16 protein-coding genes are annotated in these 19,755 nt (G+C 45.4%); 7 read left to right on the forward strand and 9 right to left on the reverse strand.

Going from position 1 to position 19,755, the window contains the following annotated elements; translation table 11 throughout:
- Positions 1-34: 34 nt before the first annotated feature.
- The gene (locus tag PK654_RS09390) at positions 35-2,152 is read right to left on the reverse strand and encodes a methyl-accepting chemotaxis protein (RefSeq protein ID WP_271695514.1); all 2,118 of its coding nucleotides are present in this window, start codon (positions 2,150-2,152) and stop codon (positions 35-37) included.
- Positions 2,153-2,413: 261 nt separating this feature from the next.
- Between PK654_RS09390 and xthA the strand changes: the two genes are divergently transcribed.
- Positions 2,414-3,220 carry an exodeoxyribonuclease III gene (gene xthA / locus PK654_RS09395; protein ID WP_271695515.1) on the forward strand — a complete coding sequence of 269 codons (807 nt, stop codon included), beginning with the start codon at positions 2,414-2,416 and terminating at the stop codon, positions 3,218-3,220.
- A gap of 82 nt (positions 3,221-3,302) precedes the next feature.
- Here xthA and PK654_RS09400 read toward each other — a convergent pair whose 3' ends face one another.
- The 4 genes from PK654_RS09400 to PK654_RS09415 all read right to left on the reverse strand — a co-directional run bounded on the left by PK654_RS09400 (position 3,303) and on the right by PK654_RS09415 (position 6,526).
- A complete protein-coding gene (locus PK654_RS09400) occupies positions 3,303-3,980 on the reverse strand; it encodes an ABC transporter permease (protein ID WP_271695516.1) in 678 nt (225 codons plus the stop codon).
- Between the two features lie 2 nt (positions 3,981-3,982).
- Positions 3,983-4,723: an ABC transporter permease gene (locus tag PK654_RS09405; protein ID WP_271695517.1), complete on the reverse strand. Its 741-nt coding sequence runs from the start codon at positions 4,721-4,723 to the stop codon at positions 3,983-3,985.
- Positions 4,724-4,835: 112 nt separating this feature from the next.
- Positions 4,836-5,612, reverse strand: coding sequence for an ABC transporter substrate-binding protein (locus PK654_RS09410; RefSeq protein ID WP_271695518.1), 777 nt, complete (start codon positions 5,610-5,612; stop codon positions 4,836-4,838).
- 143 nt (positions 5,613-5,755) lie between these two features.
- Positions 5,756-6,526, reverse strand: coding sequence for an ABC transporter ATP-binding protein (locus PK654_RS09415; RefSeq protein WP_271695519.1), 771 nt, complete (start codon positions 6,524-6,526; stop codon positions 5,756-5,758).
- Between the two features lie 795 nt (positions 6,527-7,321).
- Here PK654_RS09415 and PK654_RS09420 point away from each other — a divergent pair.
- Both PK654_RS09420 and pflB read left to right on the forward strand, forming a co-directional pair.
- Positions 7,322-8,869, forward strand: coding sequence for a DUF3360 family protein (locus tag PK654_RS09420; protein WP_271695520.1), 1,548 nt, complete (start codon positions 7,322-7,324; stop codon positions 8,867-8,869).
- 238 nt (positions 8,870-9,107) lie between these two features.
- A complete protein-coding gene (pflB, locus tag PK654_RS09425; protein ID WP_271695521.1) occupies positions 9,108-11,384 on the forward strand; it encodes a formate C-acetyltransferase in 2,277 nt (758 codons plus the stop codon).
- 63 nt (positions 11,385-11,447) lie between these two features.
- Here the strand turns inward: pflB and PK654_RS09430 are convergent, their stop codons facing one another.
- Positions 11,448-13,328, reverse strand: a complete 1,881-nt coding sequence (locus PK654_RS09430) for a methyl-accepting chemotaxis protein (protein WP_271695522.1) — start codon at positions 13,326-13,328, stop codon at positions 11,448-11,450.
- A gap of 250 nt (positions 13,329-13,578) precedes the next feature.
- Here PK654_RS09430 and pflA point away from each other — a divergent pair, with 250 nt between their 5' ends.
- From pflA to PK654_RS09450, 4 genes are all read left to right on the forward strand, one after another.
- Positions 13,579-14,319: a pyruvate formate lyase 1-activating protein gene (gene pflA / locus PK654_RS09435; RefSeq protein ID WP_271695523.1), complete on the forward strand. Its 741-nt coding sequence runs from the start codon at positions 13,579-13,581 to the stop codon at positions 14,317-14,319.
- Between the two features lie 85 nt (positions 14,320-14,404).
- Positions 14,405-14,809, forward strand: a complete 405-nt coding sequence (locus PK654_RS09440; RefSeq protein ID WP_271695524.1) for a GFA family protein — start codon at positions 14,405-14,407, stop codon at positions 14,807-14,809.
- Positions 14,810-14,826: 17 nt separating this feature from the next.
- A complete protein-coding gene (locus PK654_RS09445) occupies positions 14,827-15,489 on the forward strand; it encodes an energy-coupling factor ABC transporter permease (protein WP_271695525.1) in 663 nt (220 codons plus the stop codon).
- A gap of 104 nt (positions 15,490-15,593) precedes the next feature.
- Positions 15,594-16,094, forward strand: coding sequence for a YfbU family protein (locus tag PK654_RS09450; protein ID WP_271695526.1), 501 nt, complete (start codon positions 15,594-15,596; stop codon positions 16,092-16,094).
- Positions 16,095-16,224: 130 nt separating this feature from the next.
- Here PK654_RS09450 and eat read toward each other — a convergent pair whose 3' ends face one another.
- The 3 genes from eat to PK654_RS09465 all read right to left on the reverse strand — a co-directional run bounded on the left by eat (position 16,225) and on the right by PK654_RS09465 (position 19,747).
- Positions 16,225-17,649 (reverse strand): ethanolamine permease, encoded by a 1,425-nt coding sequence (gene eat, locus PK654_RS09455; protein WP_271695527.1) that lies wholly within the window; start codon positions 17,647-17,649, stop codon positions 16,225-16,227.
- 176 nt (positions 17,650-17,825) lie between these two features.
- Positions 17,826-18,374: a BMC domain-containing protein gene (locus PK654_RS09460; protein WP_271695528.1), complete on the reverse strand. Its 549-nt coding sequence runs from the start codon at positions 18,372-18,374 to the stop codon at positions 17,826-17,828.
- 29 nt (positions 18,375-18,403) lie between these two features.
- Entirely contained in the window at positions 18,404-19,747 is a 1,344-nt protein-coding gene (locus PK654_RS09465; RefSeq protein ID WP_271695529.1) for a 4Fe-4S dicluster domain-containing protein, read from the reverse strand.
- Between the last annotated feature and the right edge of the window lie 8 nt (positions 19,748-19,755).

Here is a 19,755-nt window from a genome sequence, read left to right on the forward strand (position 1 = left end):
TTTTTTATGTTCAGCAAGAGGCTAAAATCTGTTGCTACACCTTAAACTGATCCACCAGAGATTTCTGTTGTGATGACAGTTGGGCGATATCCCGGCCGACATTCTCTGAAGAGCCTGCCTGCTCCAGTATCTGGGCACTCAGCTCACGGATATTAGCCACACTCTGATTCACTTCACCGGAAACGGCTTTCTGCTCTTCAGCAGCGCGAACAATCTCACTGTTCATATCGTTAATTTCTGCAATAGCATCAAACACCGACGCCAGTTGCTCGACTGCCTGAGCAACCTGAGCAGACGCCCCCTGAGCCAACTCGTTACCATCCTGAATGGCATCAACAACTTGTGTGGTTCCGTGTTGTACTTTCTCAATAACCTGACGAATCTCACCGACAGAGCCCTGAGTCCTGCTTGCCAGGTTTCTTACTTCATCAGCAACCACGGCAAAGCCCCTGCCTTGCTCTCCTGCCCTTGCTGCTTCAATTGCCGCATTAAGTGCCAGCAAGTTGGTCTGTTCGGATATCCCTTCGATAACCGTCAGAATCTCGGTAATCGCCGCGTTATTATCAGCCAGCTCTTTTACAACAGGAACGGCCTGATCCATTTTCTCAACCAGTTTATCCATCTCAGAAGCGGATAACTCGATAACATTTTGTCCCTGCAATGCGGCGTCGTTTGCCTTGCCGGCCGCACCTACGGCCATATCCGCATTCTGGTAAACCAGACCCGCAGTCTGTGTCATCTCTTCAGATGCTGTAGCCACCAGATCAACCTCTTTAAACTGAGCCTCGCTGCTGGTTCTGGTTACAGAAGCCGCCTGTTCTGCCTGAACCGTAGTATCGGCAATCTGACTTGTACTGGTTACAACCTGGCTGATGGTCGTCTGCAGTTTTTGCAAGAACTGATTAAAAGCTTGCGCTAACTGACCAATCTCATCTTGGCTCTTCACTTCCAGTCTTTGGGTCAGATCCCCTTCACCAGACGCGATATCATCCAGCCTGTTAACCACCTCCCGGATAGGTTTAACCAAAGCTTTTGAAGCAAAAGCGATAATAATAAGCCCCAGAGAAACAAATCCGAGACCAAATAAAATACCGGAAAAAATACTACTCTCAGTACGCTCTGTAATAACAGAATCGAGCAGACTGGCATCGGCAACTACTTCACTTCTTGGTATTTCCAGCAGTACACCCCAGCTCTGATTAGCAATTGAAGCCGGAGCATATACCACCAGCCATTGATTGTTATCACTCCAGCGGGTCTGAATATCACTTTGCTGTAACAAGTCATTTAATTGAGTCGTCGTCAGAGAGTCTGTGCTGAAAGCTGAGCCGATATTCGCCTCGGCGTTATCGCTCGCTACCAGTACACCATTTGAGGTAAGAATAGAGACTTTACCTTTTGCATCAAACAGAGACTCATCTGTATTAAGGGCCATCTGCTTAAGTCCATCTAACTTAATTACAATACCGATAAAACCGATCGCTTCTCCTTCTTTCAATAAAGGCAGAGAGATGGAAGTAGTGAGTAACTGGTTATCACCATAATCACTAAATGCAGGGGTAGAAATACAGCTGGATTTGCTCTCCAACGGGCAACTAAACCTTTCCTGATTAACGCTATCTTTCAGGGTGGCCTCACTAATGGTGTTAGCAAGGGCACGGCTGCCGTCAAGGGACATAGCCCAGTGAGAGGCATACCGGCCTGCCTCGTTTGAGCCAACATAATCGGCGCCGTGATAATTGGCATCTTCACCATCAAGAGCATCAGGAAGAAATACAAGGAAAGCACTCTGGATACTTTCGAAGCTCTCTACCGACAGCCTTAACATATCTTCCAGAGAGGTTCTTAAATCTTCACTTGCAGTAAAATTATCTTCGGCATTCTGTTGTAGAAACAGCGCCGTCTGGCCTAACATCTCAGCCCGGTTATACGCCTGCTGCAGGTAACTAATTGCTTCAGTGGCATTGAGCTGTGACTGAGCTTGCAGCAACTGCTCTGATTTTGAAACCACAGATTCAGTACTGTGCTCAACAATGGTGCTGCGATTTTGATAACCGTTATAGACAGAAAAGCCTATCAGTGAAAATGAAGTAAGAACTAAACATAGTCCGGAAAGAAGTGTGATCTTCCATTGAACGGAAAGAGAAAACATACCATATCCTTATTGTTTTTATGCTGGTCAACCTTAACCCTGCCCTGTTATTTTAATGTTATCGGCTAGCTTATCAACATATTTAGCTGATAAATAATTGCCTTATACAATAATGTAATTTTGAGCTAATAAGGAAAGTTTCGTCGTTAAACCGGCCTACCCTCTGCCGACAAAAAATATCTGTCCAGATAAGGAATAGGCCAATTTCTGGCAGATTAATGCTACTATGTTGCTATTCTAAGAAAAAAACAGAGAACCAGAATGAAAGTAATCTCCTTTAATATTAACGGCCTGCGTGCCCGCCTTCATCAGCTTCAGGCCATTATTGATAAGCATCAGCCTGATGTTATCGGTCTTCAGGAAATCAAAGTACACAATGACGCCTTCCCTGTAGAAGATGTTGAGGCGATGGGCTACAAAGTCTACTTCCATGGTCAGAAAGCGCACTACGGTGTCGCTATGCTGTGTAAGCAAGAACCTGCTCAGGTTTTATATGGTTTTCCGACCGACACGGAAGAGCATCAGAAACGAATGATCATCGCCACCTTTGAAGATGAAAAGGGAGAAAAGACCACCGTGCTTAACGGCTACTTCCCGCAAGGCGATAACATTGAGCACGAAACTAAGTACCCATACAAACGCCAGTTCTATAAAGATTTAATGACCTACCTGAATGATCATCACAGTAATGAAGAGAAACTGATTGTGATGGGTGATATCAATATCAGCCCGATTGATGCCGATATTGGTATTGGTGAAGCCAACCGCAAACGCTGGCTGAAAACGGGTAAGTGTTCGTTCCAGCCGGAAGAGCGTGAATGGCTACAGACGTTGCTGGACTGGGGTTTCGAGGATACATTCAGAAACCTTTACCCTGAAGTGGATGATAAGTTCTCATGGTTTGACTATCGCTCAAAAGGCTTTGATGACAACCGTGGCCTGCGTATTGATGTGGTACTGGCTACCCCGTCGCTGGCAAAAGAGTGTACAGAAGCGGGTATTGACTACGAACTGCGCGGCATTGAAAAGCCTTCAGACCACGCCCCTATCTGGTCGACTTTTAAATAAGTTAATGACAGATACAGAGCCAAAAAAAAGAGTCACGCAAATTACGTGACTCTTTTTTGTATCTGAAATTTGCGCTAATCGCCTACGAGAGTGGTCTCAGATAGGCAAGAAACTTCTTCTCTGCCTTTTTAAAGCACCACAACATCATAAAGGTCAGGCACATATAGAACAGACCAGCGGTGATATAAGATTCAAACGGTGCGTAATAACGTGAGTTAACCAGCCTTGCAGCGCCTGTCAGGTCGATAATGGTGACGATACCGGCAACCGCTGAACCATGTAACATAAATATCGCTTCGTTACTGTAAGCAGGCAGTGCTCTTCTTAATGCACTTGGCAGAATAATACGGCGATATGTTTTCCAGTAACTCATACCGTACGCTTTTGCTGCCTCAACCTCACCCTTCGGCAAACCATTTATGGCACCGCGGATAATCTCCGCCGTATAGGCTGAAGTGTTAAGAATAAAGGCCACTAACGCACAGAACCATGCGTTCTCCCAAAGGGTGCCTTTAACCGCGATAAACTGATCCATACCGTAATAAATCAGATAAAGCTGTACCAGCAACGGCGTGCCACGGAAGAAATAGATATAAGCCCATGCAGGCAGAAAAACAAAGTAGTTTTCGGCATTACGTGCAATAGCGAGAGGAATGGCAATCACTAGGCCAATGATCAATGCTAATGCCACCAGCCATACGGTTGTCCATAACCCGTCAAGGTAAATAGGGAAGCTCTCAACAATAATAGAAAAGTCCATCACTACCTCGTATGAATACTAAATTTGTGTTCAAGCAGTTTTAGCAAACCGGTTGAGACACTGGTAAAAAACAGGAAGATAATCGAGATAGTCATATAGAAGGTAAACGGCATCTTGGTCGAACCTGCTGCCAGAGATCCCATACGAACCATATCTTCCAGACCAATAATTGAAACCAGTGCTGTGGTCTTAAGCAGTACCAGCCAGTTGTTACCAAACCCCGGCAATGCATGCCTTATCATCTGAGGAAGAAGAATGCGCCTGAAGGCCATCGGGCCACTCATACCGTACGCTTTTGCTGCCTCAAGTTCACCGGCGTCTACAGCCATAATGGCTCCGCGGAAGGTTTCCGCCATATAGGCACCGAAGATAAAGCCAATAGTAAGAATACCGGCAATAAACGGGCTGATATCAACGTAGTCAGGTAAATAAGAAGTCCATTCGTGACTTGGGTTGGATGAAGTCATCCACTCATTAATCCACTCATTAACAGCGTACAAGCTGTTGTTGAGGAAGATCTGCCCACCAAAGAAGATAAGCATCATCAGGACCAGATCAGGGATGCCCCGGATAATGGTGGTATAAAGGGTTGCGATTGCTCTCGCCCAGCGATAAGGTGCCATCTTGGCCAGTGCGCCGAGCATGCCCAGAGTCATTGCCAGAAGAAGTGACAATAATGCGACTTCTATTGTGAGAACGGCTCCTTCAAATATTGAAGCCCCATATCCTTTGAGATCAAACATCTAAATATCCATTTTCAGCGATACAGCTTGGCTGAGGGAATACAGGCACCGTTAAACAAGGTGCCTGTAAAGTTCAGTGGAGGCGGACGGATACCACCTCACAGGGCAATGATTAGTTGCCGTATACATCGTAGTTGAAGTACTTGTCCTGAATAGCTTTGTACTCACCGCTGGCACGTACAGCCAGAATTGCCGCATCCAGTTTCTTAGTCAGGTCTTTATCTTGCTTACGTACTGCAATACCAAAACCATCTCCGAACCATTTAGGATCAGTCAGTGAAGGACCTACAAACTCGTAAGCGTCGCCGCCAGCCTGATTGATTACACCCTCTTCTAGAGCAGAAGCATCACCCAGTACTGCTACGATACGGCCGTTTGCCAGATCAAGGTAAGCTTCATCAAAAGAACCGTAACGTACGATCTCTACAGACTCGCCATAGTTATCAGTCAGATATCTGTCGTGAGTTGTAGCGCGCTGAACACCAATTTTCTGTCCTTTCAGGCCAGCTTTAGTGAACTCAAGACCAGCACCTTTTTTGGCAATAAATTTGTTAGGAATAAGTGCATATTTGCCAGTAAAGTCTACTTTCTGCTTACGCTCTTCTGTAATTGACATTGCGGCAATAATCGCATCGTATTTACGAGCCAGCAGTGAAGGAATGATGCCGTCCCAGTCCTGAGCAACAATCTTACATTTCACCTGCATCTCTTTACAAAGTGCATTAGCCATATCAACGTCGAAACCACTCAGGGAACCATCCGCTTCTGTTTTACTGAACGGAGGATAAGCACCCTCAATACCAAAACGAACTACTTTCCATTCTTTCGCCTGGGCTACACCTGTCACTGCTGTTGCAGCAATTGTTGCTGCTAATAACCACTTTTTCATTTCCCTACTCCTGTGATTGAGATTTGTCTGTCTGTTTTTGCTTCTGTTGTTATGAAGCTATTTTAATTTTGCAGTACCGGTTAATGGCAACCTGTATCTGCGGTTTGCAGCATTAAAAGCTATCTTGCTTTTTAGACTGCCAGTTAATAGATCGAAGAGATAAATTGTTTTAACCGCTCCGACTCTGGATCTGTAAATAACTTATCCGGATGCCCCTGCTCTTCTACCAGTCCCTGATGTAAAAACATCACATGGTTAGAGACATCCCGTGCAAATGCCATTTCATGGGTAACCACCAGCATGGTTCTGCCTTCTTCAGCCAGATCACGCATTACTCCTAACACTTCACCCACAAGTTCAGGGTCAAGGGCGGATGTCGGCTCATCAAATAACATCACTTCAGGGTCAACGGCTAACGCACGGGCAATGGCTGCACGCTGCTGCTGTCCGCCGGACAGGTGACCCGGATAGTAATCTTTGCGTTCATAGAGGCCGACTTTCTGCAGTAGCATTTCAGCATTTTCGATAGCCTGAGCTTTTGGCACACCAAGTACGTGAACTGGTGCCTCTATAACATTTTCTAATACGGTAAGGTGAGACCAGAGGTTAAACCCCTGAAATACCATGGCAAGACGTGAGCGTATACGTTGCACCTGCTTCTCGTTTGCCGGAACAGTTTCTCCCTGACGGTTCATTTTCATCTGAATTAATTCGCCATTAACCCAGATCTCTCCTGCCGTCGGAATTTCGAGTAAGTTGATACAACGTAAGAAGGTACTTTTACCTGAGCCTGAAGAGCCGATGATGGAGACTACTTCTCCTTTATGTGCTTTAAGGGAGATCCCTTTAAGCACTTCATTCTGGCCAAATGTTTTATGTAAATCGTTAATTTCTAGCGCTTCTACATCACTCATGCGCTACTGCTCCCTGTTCTTATATGAGGTAATCCGACCTCTAATCTGCACTACAACCTAACACACCACATTGAAAAAGCAACATATTATTAACCACCAGAATCACGTTACACAAGCAATAACACTGCATTTATATTCACCTACAGACTAATAGTCCAACACTTAAGGAATATTTTGTCATTTGACGGGAATTTTATTCACCACCCAAATGTAACACAATTGTTACCATTCACTGCCATTTCCAACTTTTACGGTATTTATCTCTGTAAAAATAACTGTAAATCTATCTAACTGACTATTATGGATGGCTTCAGCGCGATTTATAGGCGGATGCATGCTCATATGTGGCGATTCTATGTCTGATTTCGGGAGCTGAATCACTGTTAAATCTGATTTCGTTAACAGTGGTCAGAATCTGGCGGTTTTTGAACAGCAAATTTGCTGATCTGGATCATACTAATAGAAATAAAAATAGCTGGCTTTTGTTTGTAGATTACTGAAATACAATTACAAAAACAGTTTCTTAACAATTTAATTTCGCTCTGTTTACGTAGTTTTCTTTCACTATTTTTCATAAAGTGATCGAGATCAATCACCCCATAGTAGTAGCTTGATAAACTGGCCTTTCAAATAATTAGACAAAAATTACAACAAAATTTAAGTCTTAATAAATGCATATGATCTGTTTTGCATGCATTCAGATGAGATAGCGGTCGATTCCATTGTTAAAACAATCTTTTCCGTTCGCTGCTCAAATTAGAATAATTCAAACTACTAACTATATATGAGGACTCTATGTCAGACGTAGTCAACAAAGATCACTCAGAAATAGACGACAAGAGCTACTCAGAGCTACATCGTCCAGCTTCTGAGTTCTCTAGCCGCTCTGAATATCTAGACCACGAGCTTCAAATTATGAAGCCACGCCGCTTTGGCCTTAACCTGCCGGGTCGTGACTTCCGTTTCGAAATTGAAGACTTCGTACCTGCTATCGCTGGTACTATCGGCATCATCGCCATGTACTCAGCCGTAATGATGGCATGGGCTGCCGGCCTGACAGAAAAGTGGGACCACGTAAACCTTGACGTAGCATGGGCTATCGAAGTTTCTCGTGTAGAGATGCTTATCCCTGCATTATTGTTCTGCGTTCTGGCATCTGGCTTTATTAACCCGCGGGCCAACCTTGCAGGTAACCACGGCCCAATGATTCCGATGATTTTCGTTATTGCTATGGCAGGTGCTCACCCTCTTGCGCTGGCGATTCTTATCGGTGTATTCGGTCTTATTCTTAGTGCCGTTAAAGGTGGCTCCCGACTGGTTAACTTAACCAGTGAAGGGGTTGCAGGCGGCTTACTGGTGTTCCTTGGCTTCACAGGTTCTATGAGTCAGATTAACTCATTAATCGGCTGGGCTAACGGCCTTAGCAACGAAGCTGAAGGTGTTATGGCCGGCGATATGGGTTATGTAGCTCTGATTGTTCTTGGCATTACTGTTGTGACATACGCCGTTCTTGCTAAATTCGGTAAGCGCTGGCTGGCTATCCCTCTGTGTGCGGTTACTGGTTTTGTTGTAGCTATGGCATCTGGTGCCGGTTTTGACCTTGTATTCACCACTGAACCTGGCCTGCCTAACCTGAACCCAGTTTACTGGTGGGGCTCTACTGAGACAGGCTGGCAACTAGGTCTGCCAAACCTTCAGCACTTTATTGCTTCTCTGCCTTTCGCTATTCTGGCGGTTGCAATGTGGTCTCCTGACTTCCTTGGTCACCGTATCTTCCAGGAGCTTAACTATCCTAAAGGCACTGACAAAGTACTGATGGACGTTGATGACACTATGACTATGTGTTCTATCCGTCAGATGGTTGGTACTGCTGTGGGTGGTGGTAACATCACTTCAAGCTGGGGTACATACATGATCCCTGCTGCTATTGCGAAACGCCCTATCCCTGGTGGCGCAATTCTGCTTGGTACTCTGGTTATCCTTATCGCCATCATCGGTTACCCGATGGATGCAGCAGTATGGCCTCCGGTAATGCGTGTTGCCCTGCTGGTAGGTGTTGCCCTTCCGCTTCTTGAAGCTGGTATGCAGATGATTAAAGACGCCAAAGACTCTCAGTCTGCTGGTATCTGTGTATTCGCAGCAATGGTAACTAACCCTGTTCTGGCATGGGCACTGAGCATGCTTCTGGACAACAACGGCCTGATTGGTGACAAAGAGCGTCCTAAGAAACTAAGCACGCTGGACCGTATCATCATTCCTAGTGTTGTTCTGGTTATCTGTCTGGCGGCTATGCTGGCGGTAGGTATGCTTGAAAGTAAGTTCGGTATCCCGGCTCTACTATAATTGTTCAAGAAATGGGCAGTAATTGCGCTGCCCATTTTTTTATATATTTTTTTTAATTTTTACAATATAATTTGAATCACAGTTTTGAACTGGCGAATTTGGTTACAATATCTATGGTTAAATGATTAAGTATTTGGTCATACATATTGTTATTAAATAAAGAGTGTACTGTGTGTTATTGCCCTAGTTTCTAAGGCAAAACAGTACGTAATTTTTCTACTAAAAAGGTAGGTATATCATGGCAGAGCAATTTGCTAAAGCTTGGGAAGGTTTTGCTGCAGGTGAGTGGCAAAACGAAGTTAACGTACGTGACTTTATTCAAAAGAACTACACACCATATGAAGGTGATGAATCTTTCCTAGTTTCTGAAGGTACTGAAGCAACTAACGCGCTTTGGGCTAAGGTAATGGAAGGCATCAAACAGGAAAACAGCACTCACGCTCCTGTGGATTTCGATACTTCTGTAATCTCTACCATCACTGCACACGATGCTGGTTACATCAACAAAGACCTTGAGACTATTGTTGGCCTTCAGACTGAAGCGCCTCTTAAGCGTGCTATCATCCCTAACGGTGGTATCCGCATGGTTGAAGGTTCTTGTAAAGCCTATGACCGCGAACTTGATCCTCAAGTTAAGAAAATCTTTACTGAATACCGTAAAACACACAACGCTGGTGTTTTCGATATCTACACTCCAGACATCCTTGCATGTCGTAAGTCAGGTGTACTGACTGGTCTTCCTGATGCTTATGGCCGTGGCCGTATCATCGGTGACTACCGTCGTGTTGCTCTGTACGGTATCGACTTCCTGATGAAAGACAAGCTGGCTCAGTTCACTTCTCTGCAAGAGAAATTTGAGAACGGTGAAGATCTTCACGACACTATGCAGCTTCGCGAAGAGATCGCTGAGCAGCACCGTGCTCTTGGTCAAATCAAGACTATGGCAGCTAAATACGGCTTCGATATTTCTGAGCCTGCTAAAACTGCACAAGAAGCTATCCAGTGGACTTACTTCGGCTACCTGGCTGCGGTTAAATCTCAGAACGGCGCGGCAATGTCTCTGGGTCGTACGTCTACTTTCCTTGATATCTTCATCGAGCGTGATATCGCTGCTGGCGTTATTACTGAAGAACAAGCTCAGGAAATGATCGACCACTTCGTAATGAAGCTACGTATGGTTCGCTTCCTGCGTACTCCTGAGTACGATGAGCTATTCTCTGGTGACCCAATCTGGGCAACAGAATCTATGGGTGGTATGGGTCTGGACGGACGTACTCTTGTTACGCGTTCTAACTTCCGCTTCCTGAACAGCCTTTACACTATGGGTCCAAGCCCAGAGCCAAACATCACTGTTCTTTGGTCTGAGCAACTACCTGAAGGCTTTAAGCGTTTCTGTGCGAAAGTATCTATCGATACTTCTTCTATCCAGTACGAAAACGACGATCTAATGCGTCCAGACATGAGCTCTGATGACTACGCTATCGCATGTTGCGTATCGCCAATGGTTGTTGGTAAGCAAATGCAGTTCTTCGGTGCCCGTGCAAACCTTGCTAAGACTATGCTTTACACCATCAACGGTGGTATTGATGAGAAGTCTAAAGCTCAGGTTGGTCCTAAGATGGACAAGATCACTTCTGACGTTCTGTCTTTCGACGAGCTTTGGGAAAAGATGGACCACTTTATGGATTGGCTGGCGAAGCAGTACGTTACTGCACTAAACAGCATCCACTACATGCACGACAAGTACAGCTACGAAGCTTCTCTGATGGCTCTGCATGACCGTGACGTATACCGCACAATGGCTTGTGGTATTGCTGGTCTGTCTGTTGCTGCTGACTCACTGTCTGCTATTAAGTACGCAACTGTTAAGCCAGTACGTGATGAAGATGGTATGGCAATCGACTTCGAAATCGAAGGCGACTATCCTAAGTTTGGTAACAACGACCCACGCGTTGATGACATCGCTTGTGAACTTGTTTCTACATTCATGGATAAGATCCGTAAGCTTAAGACTTACCGTAACGCAGTACCAACTCAGTCTATCCTGACTATCACTTCAAACGTGGTATACGGTAAGAAGACTGGTAACACGCCTGACGGTCGTCGCGCTGGTGCTCCGTTTGCTCCTGGTGCAAACCCAATGCACGGTCGTGATGAGAAAGGTGCTGTAGCTTCTCTGACTTCTGTTGGTAAACTGCCGTTTGCTGATGCGAAAGATGGTATCTCTTATACTTTCTCTATCGTACCAAACGCACTAGGTAAAGATGCTGACTCTCAGAAAGCTAACCTTGCTGGTCTGATGGATGGTTACTTCCACCACGAAACTGGTATCGAAGGCGGTCAGCACCTGAACGTTAACGTTCTGAACCGTGACACTCTTGAAGATGCGGTTAAGCACCCTGAGAAATATCCTCAGCTGACTATCCGTGTATCAGGTTACGCAGTACGCTTTAACTCACTGACTGCAGAGCAGCAGGCTGACGTTATCGCACGTACTTTCACTGAATCTCTATAATTCAGTGCTGATAAAAAAACCTCGCTCCGGCGAGGTTTTTTTGTTTCCGAATATATAAAAGCCTTAGACAGAGAAGGTCAGACATTTGTTATTCAGTTTGGTGGAGCGTTGATCCACAAGCTGGCTGGTTTGTTTAAGGCTATGGTTACTCTCTTCTATCAGTGACATAGAAGAAGAGATTTTTGACATACTATCGGCCATCGACTGACTGGTCTCGGCAAGCTCACGGATTGATCTGAAAATCACCTCTGTCTGCTCGCTTGCTTCGCTGGTTTTACGGGTTATCTCTGTCAGAGCCTCAACTGCATCACTTCCTCTTTCGCGACCTTTAATCATAGAAGACTCAGATTTGCTGATATATTGAATAACTTCAGCACTCTCATTTTTCAGGGTATCGACTGTACCGGATATCTCTGCCACGGCTTCAACAGTTCTGACTGCCAGACTTCTGACTTCATCGGCAACCACCGCAAAGCCTCGTCCCTGATCCCCTGCCCTTGCTGCTTCAATAGCTGCATTGAGTGCCAGCAGATTGGTCTGCTCTGCGATACCATTAATCATCTCCATCACCGAATCAATCCGGTTGGATGCCTCTTCTAACTGGGTGGTATGCACTGAGGTACTGGCCAGAATCTCACTGACCTCTTCAATAGATTCGATAGCCAGAGAAATAACCTTCTCTCCCGTATTGGCTGACTCCGTTGAAGAGCGGCTGACGGCAGCGACCCGCTCAAGGTTATCCGATACCTGCTGAGCCGTTGAGCTTACTTCTTCTGTCGCCGTCGCCAGAAGCTGAGTCTGATTGACCACATCAGACTGGCTTTCCACCACATTATCAATGCCCTGATTTAGCTCTTCGGCATCATTGGAAAGCGCCTCGCTATTTAATTGAACATCGTTAACCAGTTGCCCCAGATTTTCACAGGTTTCATTTATGGCAATTGCCAGTTGATTAAATTCATCCTGATGGTTATTGCTGACAGGAAGCCGGTTGGCCAGGTTACCGCTTGCAATAGCACTGAGTGCGTTTGCTGTTTGTGCAAGTGAGCGCGAAATTGAAAATGAGAGAGTAATAAAAACACCAATAGTCACAACGGCCAGCAGCAAGGAGGCAATCATCACCGACCATAGGGTTCCGTCGGCCTTAGCCGTAGCCGACTCCTGATGGCTTCTGCTGATATCACCTAACTGGGAAGAAATTTGAGCAATAATGGAGAGTACAGCTGACTGCTTCTGACTTAAATCCGCTTCCAGAACATCAGACTGCTGAGATAAAGCCGCAACCTGTTCAAAGGTTTCCCCATACTGCTGCAACTCCTTCTCATAGAGATCCAACATGGCGTAAGTATTCGACATATTGGTAAAGCCGGCTCTGGCGCGATTAAACAGTTTAAGGTTGTTCTCATTCGGCGTCAGAAGATAATTTTGTTGCTGCTTGATCATGGCCTGAAAATCAGAGTCCAGCGTCACCATTCCTGTCTCTTTGATTTTTGCTTCAATATCCAGTGCCAGAGTTTTTAACTGCCCCAACAAACCATCGTCGGCATTAAAGCCAAGGCGGGCCTTAAGGCTAAGCCACGGCTGCAAGGCGTTTTGATAGTCGCTAAAGGCAAGCTTTAATTTATTCGCACTCTGACTGAGTCCGATTCGGTTCAGGTAGTTCTGATTAGATTGAGTACTCTGCAGGATAGAAGAGAGCGCCGAATTAATCTGTGAAACTTTCTCGGCATTCATTGCAGAAAGCCCATTTGCCAACTGCAGTAGTTTAACTTGTGTAGCTTCTATTTCAGTTGAACCGTTGGTTACATCAATACTGGTGTTGTATTCCTGACTCATCTCATTCAGACGACCTGCTGTATATACGGAAAGACCGATAAAACCAATGGTCAGTATGGCCAGAACCAGATAGATCTTTTGCTTCTGTGACAGTTGAAAATTATCCATGCTGCATCCCTCAACTCATATGTTGATGCCAGCCTGACGCACGGTTAATTGTTATTATTTACCTATAAATTGTAGGTTTTAATCCAGATTCTGTTGACCTTTCTAGTATATTTTAGTTGATTGCGCGATAAGGCGTGTCTGACCTCTTTCTGCAAGGGGGAAAAGTTACCTTCTTTACTTAAGTTAACCTAGGTTATACCCGCCATTTGTAATAAAATAACGGGCAGTTAAATACCTCGAGAAAAAATATATGTCAGTGACAGGTCGTATTCATTCCTATGAGTCGTGTGGTACCGTCGATGGGCCCGGCATCCGCTTTATTATCTTTCTGCAAGGCTGTCTGATGCGTTGTATGTATTGCCACAACCGTGATACCTGGAATACCCATGGCGGTAAAGAAGTCAGCGTAGAAGAGATCATTAACGAAGCTAAATCTTATAAGCATTTTATGAAGGCTTCAGGCGGTGGTGTAACCTGCTCCGGTGGCGAAGCTATGTTGCAACCTGAGTTCGTTCGTGATTTTTTCCGCGCCGCACAGGCAGAAGGCATGCACACCTGTCTGGATACTAACGGCTATATCCGCAAACATACTGATGTAGTTGATGAAGTGCTGGAAGCCTCTGATCTTGTTATGTTGGATATAAAGCAGATGAAAGATGAAATTCATCAGGACTTTATCGGCGTATCCAACCGCAGAACCCTCGACTTTGCCCGTTACCTACACAAGATCGGCCAGAAAACCTGGATACGCTATGTGATTGTTCCCGGTTATACCGACGATGAAGAGTCAGCTCATATGCTGGGTGAATTTATCCGAGATATGGACAATATTGAAAAAGTTGAGCTTCTTCCTTACCACAAACTGGGGGCTCATAAATGGGAAGCGCTCGGTCATGATTATCCGCTGGAGGGCGTTAATCCGCCAAGCAAGGAAACCATGGATAAAATGGTCGAAATTCTCAGCCAATATACTGACAACGTAAAATACTAATACGGCAGACGGGTACTCTTATTAAGTACCCGTTTTTTATTTATCAGCTTTTATTACAAACCAAATAGCAGCCAGAGGATGGCGTATGCAAAAAATCATCAAAGGAAGTTGCCACTGCGGAAATGTTCACATCAAAATATCCGGCCCTGTGTACGGATTTAAACATTGCCACTGCACCACTTGCCGCAAGCTACATGGTACGGTTTACGCTTCAAATGCCATTGTAAGTAAAAAAGATTTTGAAATGATTTGTGGCGCTGATGGCTTACACAGCTACAGCACCAGCCCGCGTAAAACAATCTATTTTTGCAAAAACTGCTGCTCACCAATCTACTCAGCAATGCCGGAAAACCCTCAAGAAATCTATATCCGGCTGGGCTTATTAGATGATGATCCCGGAGTACGGGCAGAGTACCACTGGTGGGTAGATCAGAAAGCGCCATGGTATGAGATACTGGATGACCTGCCGCAGGTTTCCACCACAAAATAACCAGCAGGGATTCAAGGATGGACTCTATACAGCTGATATCCGCTTTTATTGTTATCGCAGCAATACTGTTTTGCTGGCGGGATTTTTACCAGATCTTTGTGGCCAAACTGCTTAATGACAAACCTTTTCAGCATTTTGCCTTTCTTCTCATGTTGGGGCTGTTTTTTCTCTGGTCAGCACAGGCCAGTGTTAAAGAAGGCCTCTCTATTCACTTTCTCGCCATGACCAGCTTTACTCTTATTTTTGGCTGGAGAAGCGCTTTTATGCTCACCCTACCGGTTATCGCCGGCCTAGCGATAACCGGTCAGATAGCCGTTGAAACCCTTGCCAGTTATACCTTGTTAACGTCACTGCTGCCGATACTGATAAGCTATTCAGTATTTGCCGCCAGCTATAGATATCTGCCACACAACATCTTTATCTATATCTTTATTGCCGGATTCTTTAATGGCGGTTTTACCGGCAGTATGCACCTGCTGATGAACACCGGTTTTCAGATAGTTCACGGCCAGCATGACTGGCAGACCATTAATGACAATTACTTTATTTTTCTTCCCTTGCTCGCCTTCCCTGAAGGCTTGATAAACGGTATGGCGGCGGCAATGATGTCGGTATTTAAACCTGAATGGCTGCGAACCTTTTCTGACCGGGATTATATTTATCAGCGAGGTAAAAAATAATCACATTAGTTGCTTAAAACACGTACAACTTCCTTTGCTTAGCTATCACTATTGCTGGTACTCTTAGCAGTATAATAAATGACAGACTCTATTGAGGCCCCACCATGGAAATGACCAACGCTCAACGTTTAATCCTTTCGAACCAGTACTATCTTATGGCTCAGCTAAACCCGGAAAGCAGCGCAAAATATAAGCGTCTACAGACCATTGTAGAGCGTGGTTACGCACTACAGATGCGCGAGCTGGACAAAGAGTTTGGTAAGATTTCTGAAGAAGAGTGTCGTGAAGTTATCAACATTATGGAGATGTATCACGCCATGCAGGAATCCTTCAAAATGCTGAAAGAAGATGACCAAAGTAACGTAGATCAGCGTCGCCTGAACTTCCTTGGCTTTGATATCGCCAGCGAACACCAACTAGTAAATTACGTTCGTTTTCTGGTAGATTCTGAAGGCCTGTATCCTCAGTTCGATAAAGGTGATCACCACTTCAATGCACAGATGCCGATGCTGGATAAGTACCGCAGAATGCTGACAACATGGCGCAACTGCCCTCGTCAGTATCACTTGTCTGTTAGTGAGTTTACTCAGATTTTCAACGCCTAGTTAAGCTAAGTATGATTTTAAAAGGGTTGCTTCGGCAGCCCTTTGTTATTTTCGGGATCTGTTGATTCCGGCAGGCATAAAAAAGAGGTCCATCCCGGACCTCTTTTTAACTAGTTATCAATAAGATAAATTAGTCGTTAAGTTCTGCTTCAGCTTTAAAGATAGCTTCAAACTCTTCTTCCGCCGTATGCTGCGATACCTCTTTATGTTTGAACATAAAGTAGTAAACCATACCAAATGCATACAGACCTACTGCCCAGAATGCCGCTGTTGCGTCATAAACAAAGCAAGAAGTCAGTGCAAGAAGAGACAGAATAATTGTGATCCACGGAGTGATGGTACCACCAGGAGTCTTATATGGACGCTCCAGATCAGGGTCATTCTTTCTCAGAAGAATATGACTGTATGCCTGAAGAGCATAAGAGATGGTTGCACCAAATACCGCGATCATAATCATACGGTCACCTTCACCTGTCAGCGACGCCAGGAAGCCAACAATACCCGGAATGATCAGTGCCCAAGCCGGAACTTTACGCTTACCAGTTAGTGACAAGAAGGCAGGTAAGTAGCCAGCTCTTGAAAGAGCAAATACCAGACGGCTGTAACCGTAGATGATAGAGAAGAATGATGCAATCAAGCCAGTCAGACCAACAACGTTAACGAAGTTAGCCAGCATTGAGTCCTGACCATGTACCTTGCGAAGTGCGTCTACCAACGGAGCAGCATACTCACCAGTTGCGCTGGCACCAGCCGCACCAGGAACCAGTAGCATAACCAATGCTGCTGAGATCAACAGGAAGATCATTGCACCGATGATACCGCGAGGCATATCTTTAGCAGGGTCTTTTGCTTCTTCAGCAGCAAGAGGAACACCCTCTACCGCTAAGAACAGCCACATACCAAATGGTAATGCTGCCCAGACACCACCCCACCCTTCAGGTAGGAAAGTTGTAGAACCTGCGACGGCTGGATTAGCTGGAATATCAAAAAGGTTTGCCACTTCAAAATATGGTATTAAACCGAACGCTGTCGCGATAATCGCCACAACTGCCAACGCCGTAATGACCAACATAATACGCAATGCTTCACCAGCACCAATCAAATGAATGCCGATAAAAATTGCATAAAACGCTGCATACACCATAGGACCATTCCAGCCCACTAATGCTTCTAAGTATCCACCGATAAAGATAACAATGGCTGCCGGAGCAATAGCGTATTCAAGTAATACCGCTAAACCTGTAGCATAACCTCCGACAGGCCCCATTACTTTACGGGCAAAACTGTAACCACCACCCGCAGTAGGGATCGCTGCTGACATCTCTGCCAGTGAAAGTACTAATGTCAGATACATTAAGCCCATCAAAACTGATGCGATTAACATACCACCCCAACCAGCAGTTGAAATACCGAAGTTCCACCCTGCATAGTCACCAGATATAACGTAAGAAACTCCTAACGTAGCAAGCAAAAACCAGCCAGCAACTCCCTTTTTGAGCTGGCGATCGTGCATAAACTCCGAGGAACCAAAATCATTTGCTTTATTTTCAGACATAAGCCACCCGTATGATTCTTTTAATTTGCCCAGCAGCCTTTATGGCTGCTGGGTGACTTGCGTATCAACCGGATTTGTAGGATACAGATCGATACGTCCCTTTTTTATCTAACGTACTGCTTGTTCTTTTTTCCTTTAATTAAATTTACTCCAGACTCCTTAGATTCTTTTGTCCCCTATACCTTGTCAGCCAGTATCTCTTGACGTGGTTGTGCAATAACCACTTTATCTACCAGCAAACCTTTGTGTTTAATTCTTTCCGCTCCGGCTTCAACTGCTGCCGTCACTGATGCCACATCGCCAGTCAAAGTTACGTAACCCTTACCGCCGATAGCCATTGCCATATGCACTTCCAGCAGCTCTACATTGGCTGCTTTTACCGCTGCATCGGCCGCTTCCACAATTGAGGCGACTGAGAAAGTTTCGATAATTCCCAACGCATCTGTATGATCAACAACCCGGGTTCCTGAAATGGCCGGGAAGACATCTTCATGCACATTAGAGATAATCAAGTCATCGACAATCTCTGTTCCGCCAGCGATCATGCCGGCATCAACAGACGCGTTAACCGCTGCCACATCACCACACACCATGACCATAAATTTTCCGGGACAGATGCTACGGTTAAAAATAATCTCAACCTGAGCAGACTTAAGCATGGCGTCTGCGACAAAGTAGCCCCTTGCGATAGAGTTAAGCTCGATACATCCAATTGCGTTTATCATATTTCTACTCATCTACTTTTTGATCACTATTATTTTTTGATGACTATGTGCTGGTCGGTAACCGAAGCCACCTTACCGGCAATACTTGCATGAATATTGACACTCAAAGCATCAGCCGGAGCCTGACCGATAACCTGACCAACTGTCACCTCGTCACCCTCTTTCACAGCCGGTGCTGCCGGTGCGCCGATATGTTGTCTCAGCGGAATAGTTACCTGAGAGAATTCAAACTCCCGCTCAAGGTTTTTCGCTTCAGTTTTGCTGTACTGCAACAAACCAAGACGCTGCATCAATCGCTTGGTAGGAACCCCGCGATAGTCACGCATAGGATGCACATCAATGGTTTTTGCCTGTAGCTGTTCAGGTGTCATCAGGTTGCCGGACTCTCTTAAATCCCGCTTAGTGGTTACACACATATTTCTTGGATCCAGACCTTCAGGGCAGGACCACATTGAACAGAGGTTGCATTCACTACATGCCTGAGCAGAGAGAGCGTAAGTTTCGCTATTCGGACCTGAAGTCTGCAGTGCACGCATAACCAGATGGGGTTTAATTGGATAACCAAGCATATGACGCGGACACATTGAGGTGCACAGACTGCACTGGTCACAGGCCGCTTTACCTATGCGCCGGTACTCTTTTTCCGGTCTGGTTTTCTTTATAGCCAGAGAAGAAGAAGCAGGAATAACGATAAAGCCGCTTGATAAACGGGTAATAGGCTCGTCAACTGACTCAACCACACCACCCATCATAGGCCCGCCATCAATAATGACGTAGTCATCACAGGTAACTCCACCTGCCAACTCAAGGGTATCGGCTACAGAAATACCCACCGGCAGCCATGCGGTGTAAGGCTTCTTAACCTCACCATGAACCGTTACCATGGTATGTGTCACCGGCTGCTCTGTTGCTGCACGGAAGATGTTGATATAGGACTCTGAGTTCTGCACCAGAACACCGATATCCTTTGGCAGACCACCGGAAGGAACTCGTTTTCCGGTCGCTTCGTAAATAAGCTCGACTTCATCACCCGCCGGGTAAACATCTCGCATTTGCAACACGCTGAAATCTTGCGGATTGGCCAGTTTTTCGATGGCCTTCTCTACTATTTCTATGGTGTCCTGATGCTTATCTTTGATACCTATGATGGCTTTGGTTGCACCGGTCTGCTTCATCGCCAGTAACATACCGCCCAGCATCTCATCAGCCCACAACTGCATAACCACCTGATCTTTGTTCAGCAGTGGCTCACATTCAGCACCGTTGGCCAGAACCAGATCAACGTTACAATCTAATTTCACATAGGTAGGGAAACCAGCGCCTCCGGCTCCCACAACCCCTGCACTTTTCACCTTATCTAACAATGAACTCATCTGAATCG

This window comes from Vibrio sp. SCSIO 43137 (genome assembly GCF_028201475.1).
In the GTDB taxonomy this organism is placed as follows: domain Bacteria; phylum Pseudomonadota; class Gammaproteobacteria; order Enterobacterales; family Vibrionaceae; genus Vibrio.